Annotated in this window: 14 protein-coding genes; 3 read left to right on the top strand and 11 right to left on the bottom strand. The window is 38.1% G+C overall.

Annotated features, from left to right (window positions below):
* Position 1: 1 nt before the first annotated feature.
* The 7 genes from ACIQXJ_RS01115 to cyoE form a co-directional block, all read right to left on the bottom strand.
* Positions 2-463 carry a DUF420 domain-containing protein gene (locus tag ACIQXJ_RS01115; protein WP_173477881.1) on the bottom strand — a complete coding sequence of 154 codons (462 nt, stop codon included), beginning with the start codon at positions 461-463 and terminating at the stop codon, positions 2-4.
* 35 nt (positions 464-498) lie between these two features.
* Complete coding sequence (gene ctaG / locus ACIQXJ_RS01110; protein ID WP_401009584.1) at positions 499-1,428, bottom strand: cytochrome c oxidase assembly factor CtaG; 930 nt, start codon at positions 1,426-1,428, stop codon at positions 499-501.
* A 327-nt stretch (positions 1,429-1,755) separates the two neighbouring features.
* The gene (locus ACIQXJ_RS01105; protein WP_340826026.1) at positions 1,756-2,100 is read right to left on the bottom strand and encodes a cytochrome C oxidase subunit IV family protein; all 345 of its coding nucleotides are present in this window, start codon (positions 2,098-2,100) and stop codon (positions 1,756-1,758) included.
* 1 nt (position 2,101) lies between these two features.
* On the bottom strand, positions 2,102-2,728 hold the full coding sequence (locus ACIQXJ_RS01100; RefSeq protein WP_340826027.1) for a cytochrome c oxidase subunit 3: 627 nt from the start codon (positions 2,726-2,728) through the stop codon (positions 2,102-2,104).
* Positions 2,728-4,611 carry a cytochrome c oxidase subunit I gene (gene ctaD / locus ACIQXJ_RS01095; protein WP_340826028.1) on the bottom strand — a complete coding sequence of 628 codons (1,884 nt, stop codon included), beginning with the start codon at positions 4,609-4,611 and terminating at the stop codon, positions 2,728-2,730. Before ctaD ends, ACIQXJ_RS01100 begins: the two co-directional genes overlap by 1 nt.
* A gap of 40 nt (positions 4,612-4,651) precedes the next feature.
* Positions 4,652-5,740, bottom strand: coding sequence for a cytochrome c oxidase subunit II (coxB, locus tag ACIQXJ_RS01090; RefSeq protein ID WP_340826030.1), 1,089 nt, complete (start codon positions 5,738-5,740; stop codon positions 4,652-4,654).
* Positions 5,741-5,836: 96 nt separating this feature from the next.
* Positions 5,837-6,754: a heme o synthase gene (gene cyoE / locus ACIQXJ_RS01085; RefSeq protein WP_403048711.1), complete on the bottom strand. Its 918-nt coding sequence runs from the start codon at positions 6,752-6,754 to the stop codon at positions 5,837-5,839.
* Positions 6,755-7,090: 336 nt separating this feature from the next.
* On the opposite strand from cyoE, the gene ACIQXJ_RS01080 reads away from it, so the two are divergent.
* Positions 7,091-8,014 carry a COX15/CtaA family protein gene (locus ACIQXJ_RS01080; protein WP_401009587.1) on the top strand — a complete coding sequence of 308 codons (924 nt, stop codon included), beginning with the start codon at positions 7,091-7,093 and terminating at the stop codon, positions 8,012-8,014.
* A gap of 407 nt (positions 8,015-8,421) precedes the next feature.
* On the opposite strand, the gene pyc is transcribed toward ACIQXJ_RS01080, so the two are convergent.
* The 3 genes from pyc to ACIQXJ_RS01065 are packed head-to-tail and all read right to left on the bottom strand — an operon-like array spanning position 8,422 to position 13,391.
* Complete coding sequence (pyc, locus tag ACIQXJ_RS01075; protein WP_403048707.1) at positions 8,422-11,856, bottom strand: pyruvate carboxylase; 3,435 nt, start codon at positions 11,854-11,856, stop codon at positions 8,422-8,424.
* Between the two features lie 11 nt (positions 11,857-11,867).
* A complete protein-coding gene (locus ACIQXJ_RS01070) occupies positions 11,868-13,049 on the bottom strand; it encodes an FtsW/RodA/SpoVE family cell cycle protein (protein ID WP_401009589.1) in 1,182 nt (393 codons plus the stop codon).
* A gap of 60 nt (positions 13,050-13,109) precedes the next feature.
* Complete coding sequence (locus tag ACIQXJ_RS01065) at positions 13,110-13,391, bottom strand: Fpa/YlaN family protein (RefSeq protein ID WP_173477891.1); 282 nt, start codon at positions 13,389-13,391, stop codon at positions 13,110-13,112.
* Between the two features lie 182 nt (positions 13,392-13,573).
* On the opposite strand from ACIQXJ_RS01065, the gene ACIQXJ_RS01060 reads away from it, so the two are divergent.
* Both ACIQXJ_RS01060 and ACIQXJ_RS01055 read left to right on the top strand, forming a co-directional pair.
* Positions 13,574-14,074, top strand: a complete 501-nt coding sequence (locus tag ACIQXJ_RS01060; protein ID WP_403048704.1) for a peptidyl-prolyl cis-trans isomerase — start codon at positions 13,574-13,576, stop codon at positions 14,072-14,074.
* A 12-nt stretch (positions 14,075-14,086) separates the two neighbouring features.
* Positions 14,087-14,290, top strand: coding sequence for a YlaI family protein (locus tag ACIQXJ_RS01055; protein ID WP_173477893.1), 204 nt, complete (start codon positions 14,087-14,089; stop codon positions 14,288-14,290).
* A gap of 281 nt (positions 14,291-14,571) precedes the next feature.
* On the opposite strand, the gene ACIQXJ_RS01050 is transcribed toward ACIQXJ_RS01055, so the two are convergent.
* A partial coding sequence (locus tag ACIQXJ_RS01050; RefSeq protein WP_403048701.1) for a hypothetical protein occupies positions 14,572-14,753 on the bottom strand: 182 nt, incomplete at its 5' end.

Here is a 14,753-nt window from a genome sequence, read left to right as displayed (position 1 = left end):
GTTAAAATCCTAAAATCGCTTTAATAACAGATGTTGTTTCACCTGGCTCAAATAGTATATACAATAACATGTACACCATAACACCTGTTACTGCTACAAAGAACCAGATAATACTAGTAATTGGTCCAATTCGCTTATGAAGCTTAATGTTTGTTTTTAAACCTGAAATAATACTAACTAGTCCAAACACAGCTCCAACTGTTGCTAATGTAATGTGGAATATTAAAAAGAATGTATAGTAAGGTTTTAAATCCTCACCACCACCAAAAGCTGTATTACCAATAAAGACCGTACGTGAAGCGTAGATGATAAAGAAGCAAAGTGCAGCAACACCAGCAGCTAACATAACCTTTTTATGTGCTTCTACTTTTCCCTTTATAATTAAGCCCCAACCAATTGCTACAAGTACAGCACTTATTACAATAAATGATGTACTAATAGTAGGCAAAATTTGCAATTCCATTCACAAAACTCCTTATACAAAATAAATTTCAATTATTACAGCTGATGTTGATGTTCTCTTTCCCATTTCTGTTGGTGTGCTTTTAATGCATCGGCAGTAATTTTATCAGGGTCCTTTTGCTCAGAACGATACCATTTTGTAAAGATAGCGCCGATTAAAACACCAAAAATAATCTCTTGTAATATTTTCATAAGAACACCACCAAGTTGCTGATCCGCAACAGGCTTCATATCTGTAAATAACTCTGGTCCAGATAAAGACAAGCCCGATAAAGTTGAGGCTGGTACACATAGCTCCATTGCTTTGAGCCAAGCTTCGCCACTCGTATATGTTTCATACATAGCATTAGGCGCAAAAATGATTAAAGCACATGCAGGAGTAATTAAAACCGCATTGGCAATAATATACGCTAATTTATGCAAAGGTTTCATTTCAGCACTATCAGGTATTTTTTGAATTAGAGGCCAGTACATTAAAACAGCAGAAACAAATAATACAAATGTATACGTACCGTGTAATGTTTCGTTTAATTTAATGTAGTCTAATACTGATGGTAAATGGTAGATAGAAAATAAACCTATAAAAACAAATATCGCAACCACTGGTAATGTTAACACTTTAAATAAAGGTTTGACAACAGGCGCTTCAATTGCAACCTTCCACACCCACCATGGAATACCCTTAATTAAGAAAATTGGCACAAGCAATAAAAGAATAGCCATTTGCACCATATGCATTGTAAACATAATATGGGCCATTAAATCAATTGGAGATCCTTTAATAATATAAATCGTAATCATTGCCAATACAAAATAAATTGCTTCACTTTTTTTCAATGGCTCACTTACTTTAAAATCTTTACGCCATTTCGTTGTCACTAAAAAGTAAATCGCTGTTATAAAAACGAGAACCCCTATTAAATACGGGCTCCATAAAGCTTGGAAACCAAATATACTAAGTGGCATACAATACGCGCTCCTTTAACTTTTTCCAGCATACATTCCTAACGCCTTAAGCGAGTGATGCACACCAAAATGTTTTACTTATCTTGGAAACAAACTTTTACAAAATAAAGTTACGCCTCTAGCGAATATCGTGTTTTTTTAAAGCGGTCGCACTATAAAAAACGGGCACAATTATACAGAGACAATAAAACTCAGTACCCCTATTATAAAACGCTTACAGCTATACTGCAATGAACGAACGGTGAACAATTTACCAGTACTACATTCTATTAGCAAAACAAAAAAAGCACGTCTCTGCGAGAAGCAGAGAACATGCTTTTTTGGTGATTACCACCAAATAATTGTTAAAAATGCTAAGAAGAATGTAAATGCGATTAAAACGCCCATCCACATAAAGAATGCAATAACACCACCGAAGTGTGTTTTTTTATCTTCTAAGTGCATGAAAGCATAAAGTTGAAGAACAACTTGAACGCCAGCAAGCAATAGAACAAATGGTGCTATTAAGTATTTAGAAAAACCAGCTGCAACTACAGCGAACGCGATAAACGTAAAGAAAATCATGATCGCAAAGTTGATTACTTGTTTACGCATATGAACGGCATTATGATGACGATCATATTCGAATTGCGCTTGAGACTTAGCAACTACAGGTGTATCATGTGATGACATATTATCCGATCACTCCCATCAAGTATACTACTGTAAAGATAAATACCCAAACAACGTCGATAAAGTGCCAGTATAATGCAGCCACAAAGAATTTAGGCGCATTGTACAAGTTAAGTCCACGTTTAGCGTTACGGATAAGTAATGTTGTAATCCATACTAAACCTAAAGTTACGTGGAAACCGTGTGTACCTACTAGCGTATAGAACGAAGTTGCGAATGCAGATTGGTTAAAAGTGAAACCAAGGTGCACATAGTGTTGGAACTCATAAATTTCTAGGGCAAGGAAGCCAAGACCTAAAAGTAACGTGATTGCTAACCAAGTTTGCATACCTTTGTAATTAAAGTTACGCATATGGTAAATTGCATAAACTGAAGTCAGTGAAGACGTTAATAGTAACATCGTCATTGCAAATGCTAACGGTAATTCAAATAAACCTTGTGTTGTGAACTCCATGCCAGCTGGCCCTTTGTTCTTAAGTGCTAAGTAAGTTGCAAATAAACTTGCGAAAAGTACAACTTCACAGGCAAGGAAAATCCAGAAACCAACGACTTTATTTTTACCTTCCATCGTTGCTTGTTCAGGATGATCTGGCCAAGTATGAGGAGTAAATTTAGTATTGATATCCATTATTTATTTCCTCCTTTACCGTAAAGTTGTTCTTCAATTTCAATAATGTCTTCTTTGTGTAAGTGGAAGCCGTGATCGTCCTTAACAGAACGGAAAATCATAGCACCAAATGTAATAGCAAGACCAATAATTAATACATAAATTGACCATGGTTTATCTGCATCTGGATTATAAAGGGCACCGAATGCTGCGATAAACATACCTAAAGAAATAACGAATGGGATTGCAGAGTTGTTTGGCATATGAATATCACCTAATGGCTCAGCAAATGTAACATCTTTATTACCTTCTTGCTTTTCAATCCACCATGGATCTAGACCACGAACAAGTGGTGTTTGACGGAAGTTATAGAATGGAATTGGTTGTGGAATTGACCATTCTAAAGTACGACCATCGCCCCATGGATCGCGACCAGCCGGTTTACCTTTGATAGACATTAAGCAGTTAATTACCATTAAGATAACCCCTACACCCATCATCAATGCACCGATTGTAGAAATATAGTTGAACTGATCCCAACCTTGACCTTCCATGTAAGTGAATACGCGACGTGGCATACCCATTAAACCTAAGAAGTGTTGCACGAAGAATGTTAAATGGAATCCGATAAAGAATACCCAGAAAGTCAATTTACCAAGCGCTTCGTTTAACATACGGTTGAAGAAAATTGGCCAGTAGAAGTGCGCTGAACCGAATAAAGCAGTTACGATACCACCTACGATTACGTAGTGGAAGTGAGCAACGATAAAGTAAGAATCGTGTAATTGGTAGTCAAGTGGAGCAGATGCTTGCATTACCCCAGTAACACCACCCGCAACGAATGACGGGATAAAACCAAGTGCATAAAGCATTGGTGTAGTAACTTTAATCGATCCGCCCCAAATAGTTAAGATCCAGTTGAATACTTTCATACCTGTTGGAACGGCAATTGCCATTGTTGCAACAGCGAAAATTGCGTTTGCAGTTGGCCCAAGACCAGTTGTGAACATGTGGTGAGCCCAAACCATGAAGCCTAGGAAACCAATTAAAATTGTTGCGAATACCATTGAAGAGTATCCGAATAGACGCTTACGAGAGAATGCTGGGATAATCTCCGAGAATAAACCGAAAGCAGGTAATACTAGAATATAAACTTCTGGGTGTCCAAAGATCCAGAATAAGTGTTCCCAAATTACTGTGTTTCCACCCATTGTATGGTCAAAGAAGTTACCACCGAACATACGGTCAAATAACATCATTAATAAACCAATCGTTAATGGAGGGAATGCGAATAAGATTAATGCACTTGATACTAAAGCTGTCCAAGTGAATAATGGCATACGCATAAATGTCATACCAGGAGCACGCATAGTAATAATCGTTACGATAAAGTTAAGACCTGAAATTAACGTACCCGCCCCTGAAATTTGTAAACCAAGTACATAGAAGTCAATACCATGTCCTGGAGAATATAAAGATAATGATGCATAAGATGTCCAGCCCGCATCAGGTGCGCCACCCATAAAGAATGATAGGTGAAGGAATACAGCACCTAGGAAGAACAACCAGAACCCTAAAGAGTTAAGGAACGGGAATGCAACGTCACGTGCACCAATTTGTAATGGTACAAGCATGTTCATAAATGCGAATAGTAATGGCGTCGCGGCAAGGAATAACATTGTCGTTCCGTGCATCGTTAATAATTCATTGAAAAAACCAGCTGAAACGAAATCATTATTTGGTTTCATTAACTGAATACGCATTAATAACGCTTCAAAACCAGCGATAGCGAAGAACAATGTACCGGCTAATAAATACATTACTGCTAACTTTTTATGGTCAACAGTTGTAATGTAATCCCAGACAGCTGCTCCAAAGCCCTTTTTCTGTGTATATGAGCTCACAACTTTTACCTCCCTCAAAGTTTGTTACATAAACGAAAAATTATTTCTCTACTGATAAGCCCATGATGTAAGTTGCAAGAGCTTGAATTTCTTCTTCAGATAAATCGCCATAGATTGGTGCAGTACCATCTGGATTCATCATTAAGTTACCTGGTTTAAAGTCACCTGGGTTTTTAATCCATGCTTGTACGTTTTCTTCAGTATGTTCTAAGAAACCTGCAACACGGTTACGGTCACCGAATGTAGTTAAGTTAGGACCTACTCCACCAGTACCACCTACGCCAGATACAGCGTGACAAGCTAAACAGCTGTTAGCAAATGTTGCTTCACCAAGATCAGTTGAATCTTTTGAAGCAGTTTGTCCTTCAGTTGCTTTCATGCTAGCTACCCAAGCATCGAATGCATCTGGGCTAACTGTTTTTACCTTAAAGTCCATTAGTGCGTGTGAAGGGCCACATAGCTCAGCACATTTACCATAGAATACGCCATCTTTAAGATCTGCTGATTCTTTATCGAATACTAAATAGAATTTGTTTAAGTTCTCTACGTTAGTATCCATTTTACCGCCAATCGCGGGAATCCAGAATGAGTGCTTAACATCAGCAGCTTTTAAGTTAAAGTAAACTTTTTGACCTGTTGGTACAACTAATTCTTGTGCTGTTACAATCCCTTGGTTTGGATATTCGAACTCCCACCAGTATAACTTTGCAGTTACATTTACTGTTAGGGCAGTTTTGTTACCTTCAGCATCTACTTCGTCCATTGCAGCAACATCTGCAAATTTATAAGTAGCAGTAACAACCGGTACAGCTAAGATTAATAATAAAATAATTGGAATAACTGTCCAAATTACTTCAAGTGTGTGACTGCCTTCCACTTGCTTAGGAATAACGTTTTCGCCTACTTTTGATCGGCGGAATTTTAAGAATGCAAGTAAATAGATTACAGATACTATTACTACAACTAACGTCATAATTCCAGTAGCCAACATTAATAGGTTGAATTGTTCTTTACCTACTTGACCAGATGGTTTCAGTGCAGAAATATATTCTTCACCACAACCAGAAAGGAAAACCATCATCACTGCTAGAAGTGAAAAAAGACGCCACTTTTTAAGCCCTTTCATCATAGCTTAATTAAACCCCTCTTTCTTTGTTGTATTTTCATGTGTACCTAGGACATTGGTTCTATCTATATGAATTCTTGTGAAAGAAAGAATTCCAAATTAGCTGAATACCGCAAATATTATGATAGCCACAAATAATATGGTCATATGATTCAATGAATAAATAAACATTTTATTTGCCCACTTCATATCGTCTTTTGTGGTAAAGCCCTTTAAAGCTAGTAATAACCAGCCTACGTTCAAAGTAGTCGCAAGCACTAAGAATCCAACTCCAAGCTCAGGTAAAAGGAACGGTAACGGTAATAATAAAAGAATCCAGAAAAACATTGAGTACTTCGTTCGTTTAAAACCTTTTACAACTGGTAGCATTGGGATATTAGCTGCACGATATTCTTCAGTACGTTTCATAGCAAGCGCATAAAAATGCGGTGGCTGCCATACAAACATCATAAGAAATAGGGCTAGTGCTCCTGGGCCAAGTGCAGGTTCAACTGCTGCAAAACCAATTACTGGTGGAATCGCCCCTGAAATACTTCCAACAATCGTGTTACTAACATGCTTCCTCTTTGACCACATTGAATATAGAACAACATAAGCGAATATTCCAACTAGTCCCCACATGCCGGCCGCAAATGATGCCGTAAATAACAAAATTTCACCTACAATTAAAAATGAGAGGGCAATGGTCAATACAAAGTTCAGCTTAAATCTACCTGTCACTGTCGGTCTTGACTTTGTGCGTTTCATAATAGGGTCAATATCTCGATCAATGAAATTATTCATTGCACCAGAACCGCCAATAATTAATGCAGCACCAAGCATGATACAAACTATAACATCAAGCTTCTGCAAGAAATGTCTACCAGTAAATTGAAATGCTAGCCACATCCCTGTAAACGTTGTGACAAGATTCGAGTTAACGATTCCAATTTTTATCAGTGCTAAGAAATCTTTTACAACGGATGAAGTTCCTGGATCAGTATTTCTAGTAGCTGAAAACGTACGACCGTTTGACATGTTACCTCTCCTTTCATTTTTGTAAGCATATTCCGCTAACAATAACTATAGCGAAATTTGCGATTGATTTCTAGACGTTTAGTGAAATTTAGATGAAGTTGTAAAAATTAGCTTTGTCTAGAAATATAATTAAAAACAACATATCTATAGTAAATCATTTTCTAAAATGAATTGTGAAGGTTAAAGCACGAAATTATGAACAATTTGTGAAATGGAATCAACATCTAAAACTACCTACTCCTTACAAGTTGTTTTTTAAACGTATTTTAGATATCATCTAGTAGCAGAAACATTACTTTCATGTAATATTGATAGATAAAGTAGGTGACTCATTTTATGCAACACAACAGGTATATGAAGTGGTTTGCTGTTGCCGCTACAGTGGGAATGCTCCTTATTTTACTTGGCGGGGCACTCGTTACTAAAACAGATAGTGGCTTAGGCTGCGGTAGAAACTGGCCGGATTGTAATGGATCTCTTATCCCAAAAGAAATTACAACAGAAGTATTAATCGAATTCTCACATCGTCTTGTAACAGGAGTCGTATCAATTTCAATTCTTGTCTTAACAATTTGGACATGGCGGAAACTTGGGCATATTCGTGAAGTAAAATTTTTAGGTTTTTTATCGATGTTCTTCTTAATCGCACAGGCACTAATTGGAGCAGCTCAAGTATTATGGGGACAAGGAGACTTCATTCTAGCACTTCACTTTGGAATCTCACTTATTTCTTTTGCTGCCGTTCTTATTCTTTCTATGATTGTATTTGAAGTTGATCGTAAGTTTGATGCAGATAACGTATTTATTGGGAAAAAACTACGTTGGCATACAATTGCTGTCACAATTTATTCTTATTTGGTCGTTTATACAGGGGCACTCGTTCGACATACTGATTCTAGTTTAGTATGCCCAGACTGGCCATTTTGCTACAACGAAACACCGTTTGCCTCACCAAACAATATGTACGAATGGGTACAAATGGGACATCGACTTGCAGCTATCATTATTTTCATTTGGATTACATACATAACTTGGCACGCTATAAAAGAATACAAACAACAACGTGTTATTTATTATGGCTGGATTATCGCTTTCATCATAGTTATATTACAAGTTTTAGCTGGTATGTCAGTAGTCCTTACTAGATTGAATTTAACAGTAGCTTTATTGCATTCATTGTTCATTTCACTTTTATTTGGTCTCCTTTGTTACATGATTATGCTTGTAGCACGTAGCAATTATAATGAAAAAAATAAATAACTATAGAAAAGGATTCGGCTCTGTCGAGTCTTTTTTTCATTTACCCCACTTACTCCTCATCTAAAAGTAAAAAACACATATGCATGAACCTTACTAAGAAGCAGCTAATTTATATTACTTTTTTGACACAAAGTAAAAGGCTATTTGTGTACTTCGATTATATAATATTTGACAAGAAAATGGACTTCATACAACAACAGCATCAGCAAACAATAAACTGCTTATACCTTAGTCAAAAAAAGTGGATTTCTACTATATAATAGTGAAATGTTTTTTACTATTAAAACTATTTTTATAGGGTTTTGTACTATATTATTTTCTTGAGCACTTCCTACTATTCTTTTTTATAAGAAAAAAGGTTATTAGTATGCAATAGCAGCAAACTAATAACCTTCTTCTATAATGAATTATTCAATTTCAATTAATAAGTCACCTGTTGAAATAGCATCACCCGCACTTGCATATACCTCTTTCACTATACCGTCTTTCGGTGCTTGTACAGTTGTTTCCATTTTCATGGCTTCGGTAATTAACAAGTGGTCACCACGTTTAACAGGACTGCCCTTAGATACTACGACCTTCAAAACAGTACCTGGCATTGTCGCCCCAATTTGATTAGGATTGCTTGGGTCAGCCTTTAGTGCTATGCTGCCATCCACTTCTACTGTCATATCTTGAATGACAAGCTCTCGTGATTGACCATTTAACTCGAAGTACATAACACGTGTACCATCATGCTGTGGCTCACCAATCGATACAAGTTTAATAATTAACGTTTTACCTTTTTCAATTTCCACTTCAATTTCTTCGCCTAGCTTTAATCCGTATAAGAACGTAGGTGTGTCTAACACTGAAATATTACCAAATGACTCTACAGTTTTAGCATACTCTTCAAATACTTTCGGGTACAGTGCATAGGCAAGTATGTCTTTCATCGTAACAGGACGATTTAATTTGTCAGCCAATACTTCCTCTAGCTGTTCAAAGTTAACTGGTTGTAACAGTTCACCTGGACGAACAGTAATTGGTTCACGCTCTTTCAACACTACTTTTTGAAGCTCCTCAGGGAAGCCGCCGTGTGGTTGCCCTATATACCCTTGGAATAATTCGATAACTGAATCTGGGAAATCAATTGTTTGCCCTCTTGAAATAACCGTTTCTTCATTCAAATCATTTTGCACCATGAATAAAGCCATATCACCAACCACCTTCGATGATGGCGTTACTTTCACGATGTCTCCAAATAATAAGTTTACACGTGAGTACATACGTTTTACTTCATCCCAACGATCGCCAAGTCCAACAGCCTTAGCTTGTTGCTGTAAGTTACTGTACTGTCCACCTGGCATTTCATGGACATAAATTTCAGAATGCGGACTGATCATGCCGCTTTCGAAATCTTTATAGTATTTACGAACATCCTCCCAGTAATATGAAAGCTTTTCAAGCGATTCAATATCGGCACGAATTTCACGTTGGCTACCCTTCATGGCATAGTACAGTGAGTTCGCACTTGGCTGTGACGTTAAGCCGGCCATTGCGCCGAGTGCTGTATCTAAAATATCTACCCCTGCTTCAATCGCTTTTGCATATAAATAAATACCATTGCCACTTGTATCATGCGTGTGCAAATGAATAGGTAGGCTTGTCGCTTCTTTTAACTCCGAAATTAAGCGATATGCAGCTTCCGGCTTTAATAACCCAGCCATATCCTTAATCGCTAAAATATGGGCTCCTGACGCCTCTAAAGACTTCGCCATATCTTTGTAATACTGCACAGAGTATTTCGCACGTCCATCATCTAAAATATCTCCTGTGTAGCAAATCGCAGCTTCAGCAATTTTCCCTGCATCTCTTGCCGCATCAATCGCTACTTCCATACCTTTAATCCAGTTTAAGCTATCGAAAATTCGGAATACATCAATACCAGATGCAGCAGACTCAGCAATAAACTCACGAATTAAATTATCTGGATAGTTCGTATATCCTACAGCGTTTGCTCCACGTAGCAACATTTGGAATAGTACATTTGGTATTTGCGCACGTAGCTTCGCTAAACGCTCCCATGGATCTTCTTTTAAAAAACGGTATGCTACATCAAACGTTGCGCCTCCCCACATTTCTAGTGAGAAGAAGTTATGCATCATACGTGCTGTTTCATCTGCAATTTGGTACATATCTTGAGAACGTACACGTGTTGCCAGTAAGGATTGATGTGCATCACGGAACGTTGTATCCGTTAATAACACATCTTGCTGTTCTAAAATCCATTTTGTCAGCCCATCTGCACCATGTTCATCTAAAATTTGTTTTGTACCAGACAGTGGCTGTCCATTCAAGTCTACTAGTGGTTTAATTGGCTGAGCAAAAATTGGCTTCGCCTTATTTTCCACCCCTGGGAAACCATTTAACGTCACATTACCGATATAGCTTAGTAGTTTTGTTCCGCGGTCTTGGCGCACAGGGAAGTTAAATAATTCAGGCGTTGTATCAATAAAGCTTGTATCAAACGTGCCTTCTATAAAATTTTTATGGGTTACTACATTATTTAAAAACGGAATATTCGTTTTCACCCCACGAATACGGAATTCTTTTAAATTTCGATCCATTTTCGCTGCGGCTTCCTTAAACGTCATGCCTGAAGTTGAAATTTTTACGAGCAACGAATCATAGTACGGTGTTACAACAGCTCCTTGGAAGCCATTACCGGCATCTAAGCGAACACCAAAGCCACCACTCGAACGATATACCATTAGCTTACCTGTATCTGGCATAAAGCCATTAGCTGGGTCTTCTGTAGTGACACGCGCTTGGATTGCATAACCAATCATCGGAATTTCTGCTTGTTGTGGTATATGAATTTCATCGCTATGCAAGCTGTAGCCTGCCGCTACTTTAATTTGAGCATGTACAATATCGATACCTGTAATCATTTCTGTAATCGTATGCTCTACTTGAATTCGAGGGTTAACCTCGATGAAATAAAATTCATCACCTGCAACTAAAAACTCAACTGTCCCTGCATTTATGTACGAGACATTTTGCATTAATTGAACCGCTGCATCGCAAATTCTATTTCTTAAATTTTCCGAAATCGAATGGGATGGTGCGATCTCTACCACCTTTTGATGGCGGCGTTGGATTGAGCAATCACGCTCATATAAATGCACAATATTGCCCATTTTATCGCCTATAATTTGTACTTCAATATGCTTTGGTTGGAGAATGCACTTTTCTACATATACTTCATCCGAACCAAAAGCTGCTTTTGCCTCTGATTTGGCACGTTCATAAGCAGACGCAACATCATCCTTTGTTTGTACCACACGCATTCCGCGTCCGCCGCCACCTAAGGAAGCCTTAATCATGAGCGGATATCCATATTGTTCACCAAAAGCTTGTACTTCTTCTACAGAAGCAACTGGACCATCTGTACCTGGAATGACCGGAATATTTGCGTTAATAGCTTGTTCCCGTGCTTTTACCTTATCACCAAACATATCTAAATGCTGTGAAGTTGGGCCAATGAATAAAATTCCCTCTTCCTCACAACGACGTGCAAAATCCACGTTTTCTGATAAAAAACCATACCCTGGATGAATCGCATCAACGCCTGCATCCTTAGCGATTGCAATGATGCCCTCAATATCTAAATACGCATCGATGGGCTTCTTGCCTGCCCCTACTAAATAAGCCTCATCTGCTTTAAAGCGATGGAATGCCCCACTGTCTTCACGTGAATATATAGCGACAGTGTTAATGTTGAGCTCCGTACACGCACGGAAAATTCGAATTGCAATTTCTCCCCGATTGGCTACAAGGATTTTGTTGATTGATTCCATAGGTATCCCCCTTATGTTTGTGATTTCTTTCTTTCTACCCTTTCAAACATGGAAACATTGACCAATATTCCCATAGCTAAAGATAGCAAAATTATAGATGTCCCGCCATAACTAATGAAAGGCAGCGTGACACCGGTTAACGGGATTAACCCGGTTACACCCCCAAGATTAATAAACGATTGCCAAGCTATCCAGCTAGCAATACCTGCCGCTATCATACGTGCTAGCGGATCTTTTGTTCGTAATGCGATAGAAAAACCTTTATATACAATAAATCCTAAACCACCTAAGACGATTAGCACGCCCCATACACCAAGTTCCTCCATAACTATTGCCATAATAAAATCGGTTTGTGGTTCAGGTAAATATCCTAACTTTTGAATAGATTGACCGAGCCCTCGACCTTCTAAACCACCACCGCCAATTGCATAATAACTATTGACAACTTGGTGACCTACCCCGTTTTCATAATCAAACGGATTAAAATAAGACTCGATACGTCCTTTACGGTTCCCTTTTAATAGTTCGCCCTTAAAGAGCCAAAGCATACCAAGAATGGCTGCACCAAATGCACCTAATACGCCAAAAAACTTCCAAAATGTTTTAAAAGGAATACCACTTGCCGCTACAACGGATACTGCAATGCCACATAAAATAATGACAGCTCCCAAATCTGTTTCAAATGCCACACCCGCAACTACAAGTATCCATAGAAAAATCGGATAAAAAATTTCTGTTGGTTGTAGCTTTTCAAATGTATATTTTTGAGATTTCCGATAAAATGCTGCAGCAAAATATAAAATAATAAATAGTTTCGCATATTCAGAAGGCTGGAAATTCCCGAATCCCGGTACATGTATCCAACTTTGAGAACCTACTTCCTCTGCACCATTACCCGCTACTTTTACCCATGTAAAGAGAACGATTAATACAATCGTAAGTAACAACATAATATTCTTGTTTGCATAATGCTTATAAGGGAAAAATGCTGCTACCAAAAAACCTAAAGACGCGACAGCTAAATTAATTAGTTGTTTTTGATAAAAATAGTCAGGTGCTTGTTCCTTTTGTACAATTGCAACCATCATACTCGAACTATAAATCATCACTAACCCAAATAAACTTAACAACAAGACAGTAAAAAATAATGGATAATCAAAATTTTGAGCATATCGTTTTAAGTATTGTTTCATTGGAAAACCTCGTTCTAGTAAAAAAACTCAAATCGCAAGCAGCGTTTGAGTTTTTTCTTTTTATTTGTCTGTATACGCGTCATGTAGTACAGAAAGTTCTTTCTCGAGTGAATCGAGAATTGCTTTGCCTTTATCGCGTTCAATAAGTCCAAGCTTCACAGCAAAGTCAATTTCACGTGAAAGGCCGAACATTTGTGTATCTAATACTTCTTCATATAAAGGGCATTGTGGCATCGTTAAATGATCCATCTGTACTCGAATGAGGCGAGCAATTTTATCTGCATCAGCTACTAAAAGCTCCAAAGCCTTCTCTTGAAAGGAAGTTTGTGATTTCGTATCCATGAGGACGCCCCCATTATCTGATATTTCTTCGATTCTATCTTAATAAAGTTTATCTTTTAGTCGATAAAAATGCAAGTGTCTTCGTAGGAAAATAAAGAATCCAAATTATATTTCTTTATTATCTCCTTACATTAGCGTTATACTAATTCATGGATATACAAGATTTGAGGAGGATTTCTATTATGGAAACAATTATTCCTATCAAGGGTGCAGTTTCGTATCAGCTTACATTAGATCCAACTGTTTGGATTTTTGACGATCGTAAACTAGACTTAAATACGTACTTCCAAGCAAGAGAAGTAGAGGAAGATGCGGATACAAAATATATGCGTGAAGTCGGTGCTCACTGGTCACGCGAAATTATGGAAGGTGCTACTTTCCCACCAACTTTAAAATCAGAACGAAAATTCGATCGTAAAGGGATGGAAACAGGTACTTTCGGTATCGAATTAAGTCATTTTTTAAAAAATGCTGAACTTAAACCAGAGGCGACAAAAATCGTCATTGAATGCAAAGACGCCGAAGAACATGCATTTACAATTGCAGAAGCACAGACATTAATTTTTAAATACAGCCAGGATGGCAAACCTTTAACTGAAGATGGACCTGTCCACATATTATTTGGAGACGGCTCAAATGTAGACAACCCTATCAAAAATGTATTAGCCGTTCGTGCGGAATAGGGAGGGAACGCGATGCGCGTAAAATGTGTCATTTGCGATACTATTAACCAGTTAGATGATGATTTACCGTTAGCAAAAAAACTACGTAATCGCCCAATTCATACGTATATGTGCGACACATGCCACGATCGTATTAAAGAAAATACGGTGACGAGAATTGAAACGGGTAACTTCCGTTTTTATCGTACCTCACCACAAATGGATAAAGAATTTTAATAAGTGCTATTTAAAGTGCCAGGCACTCAAACAATTCTGAATTATGCTAGTACGATATTTTTTAGAACTAAATAAAAATCCACCTAGACTCCTGTGGGAACGCACAATACGTAAGACGCAACAATCCGCGCGCTAGCGAGGGTTGCGGCTTACGCTGTGCCCGCGGAAAGCGCACGCCTGTAGCGGAAATCAACAGTACAAAACGCAAAACCTCACTAACAGGTTTTGCGTTTTTAGTGTCAGCAAAGGGCATAAAAATTTCCCACTTTCGATACATTTTATCATTTTTCCATTTTGAAGGTCGGAAAATAAATTTTCTCTGTCAGTATGCTCAGTTGATTGGAGCGGAAGGCGGGCGACTCCTGCGGGAACGCACAATACGTAAGACGCAACAATCCGCGCGCTAGCGAGGGTTGCGGCTTACGCTGTGCCCGCGGAAAGCGCACGCCTGTAGCGGAAATCA

Source organism: Lysinibacillus sp. NPDC097868, from assembly GCF_044761135.1.
Taxonomy (GTDB): Bacteria; Bacillota; Bacilli; order Bacillales_A; family Planococcaceae; genus Lysinibacillus.
This window is presented reverse-complemented; position numbering and strand designations above follow the sequence as displayed.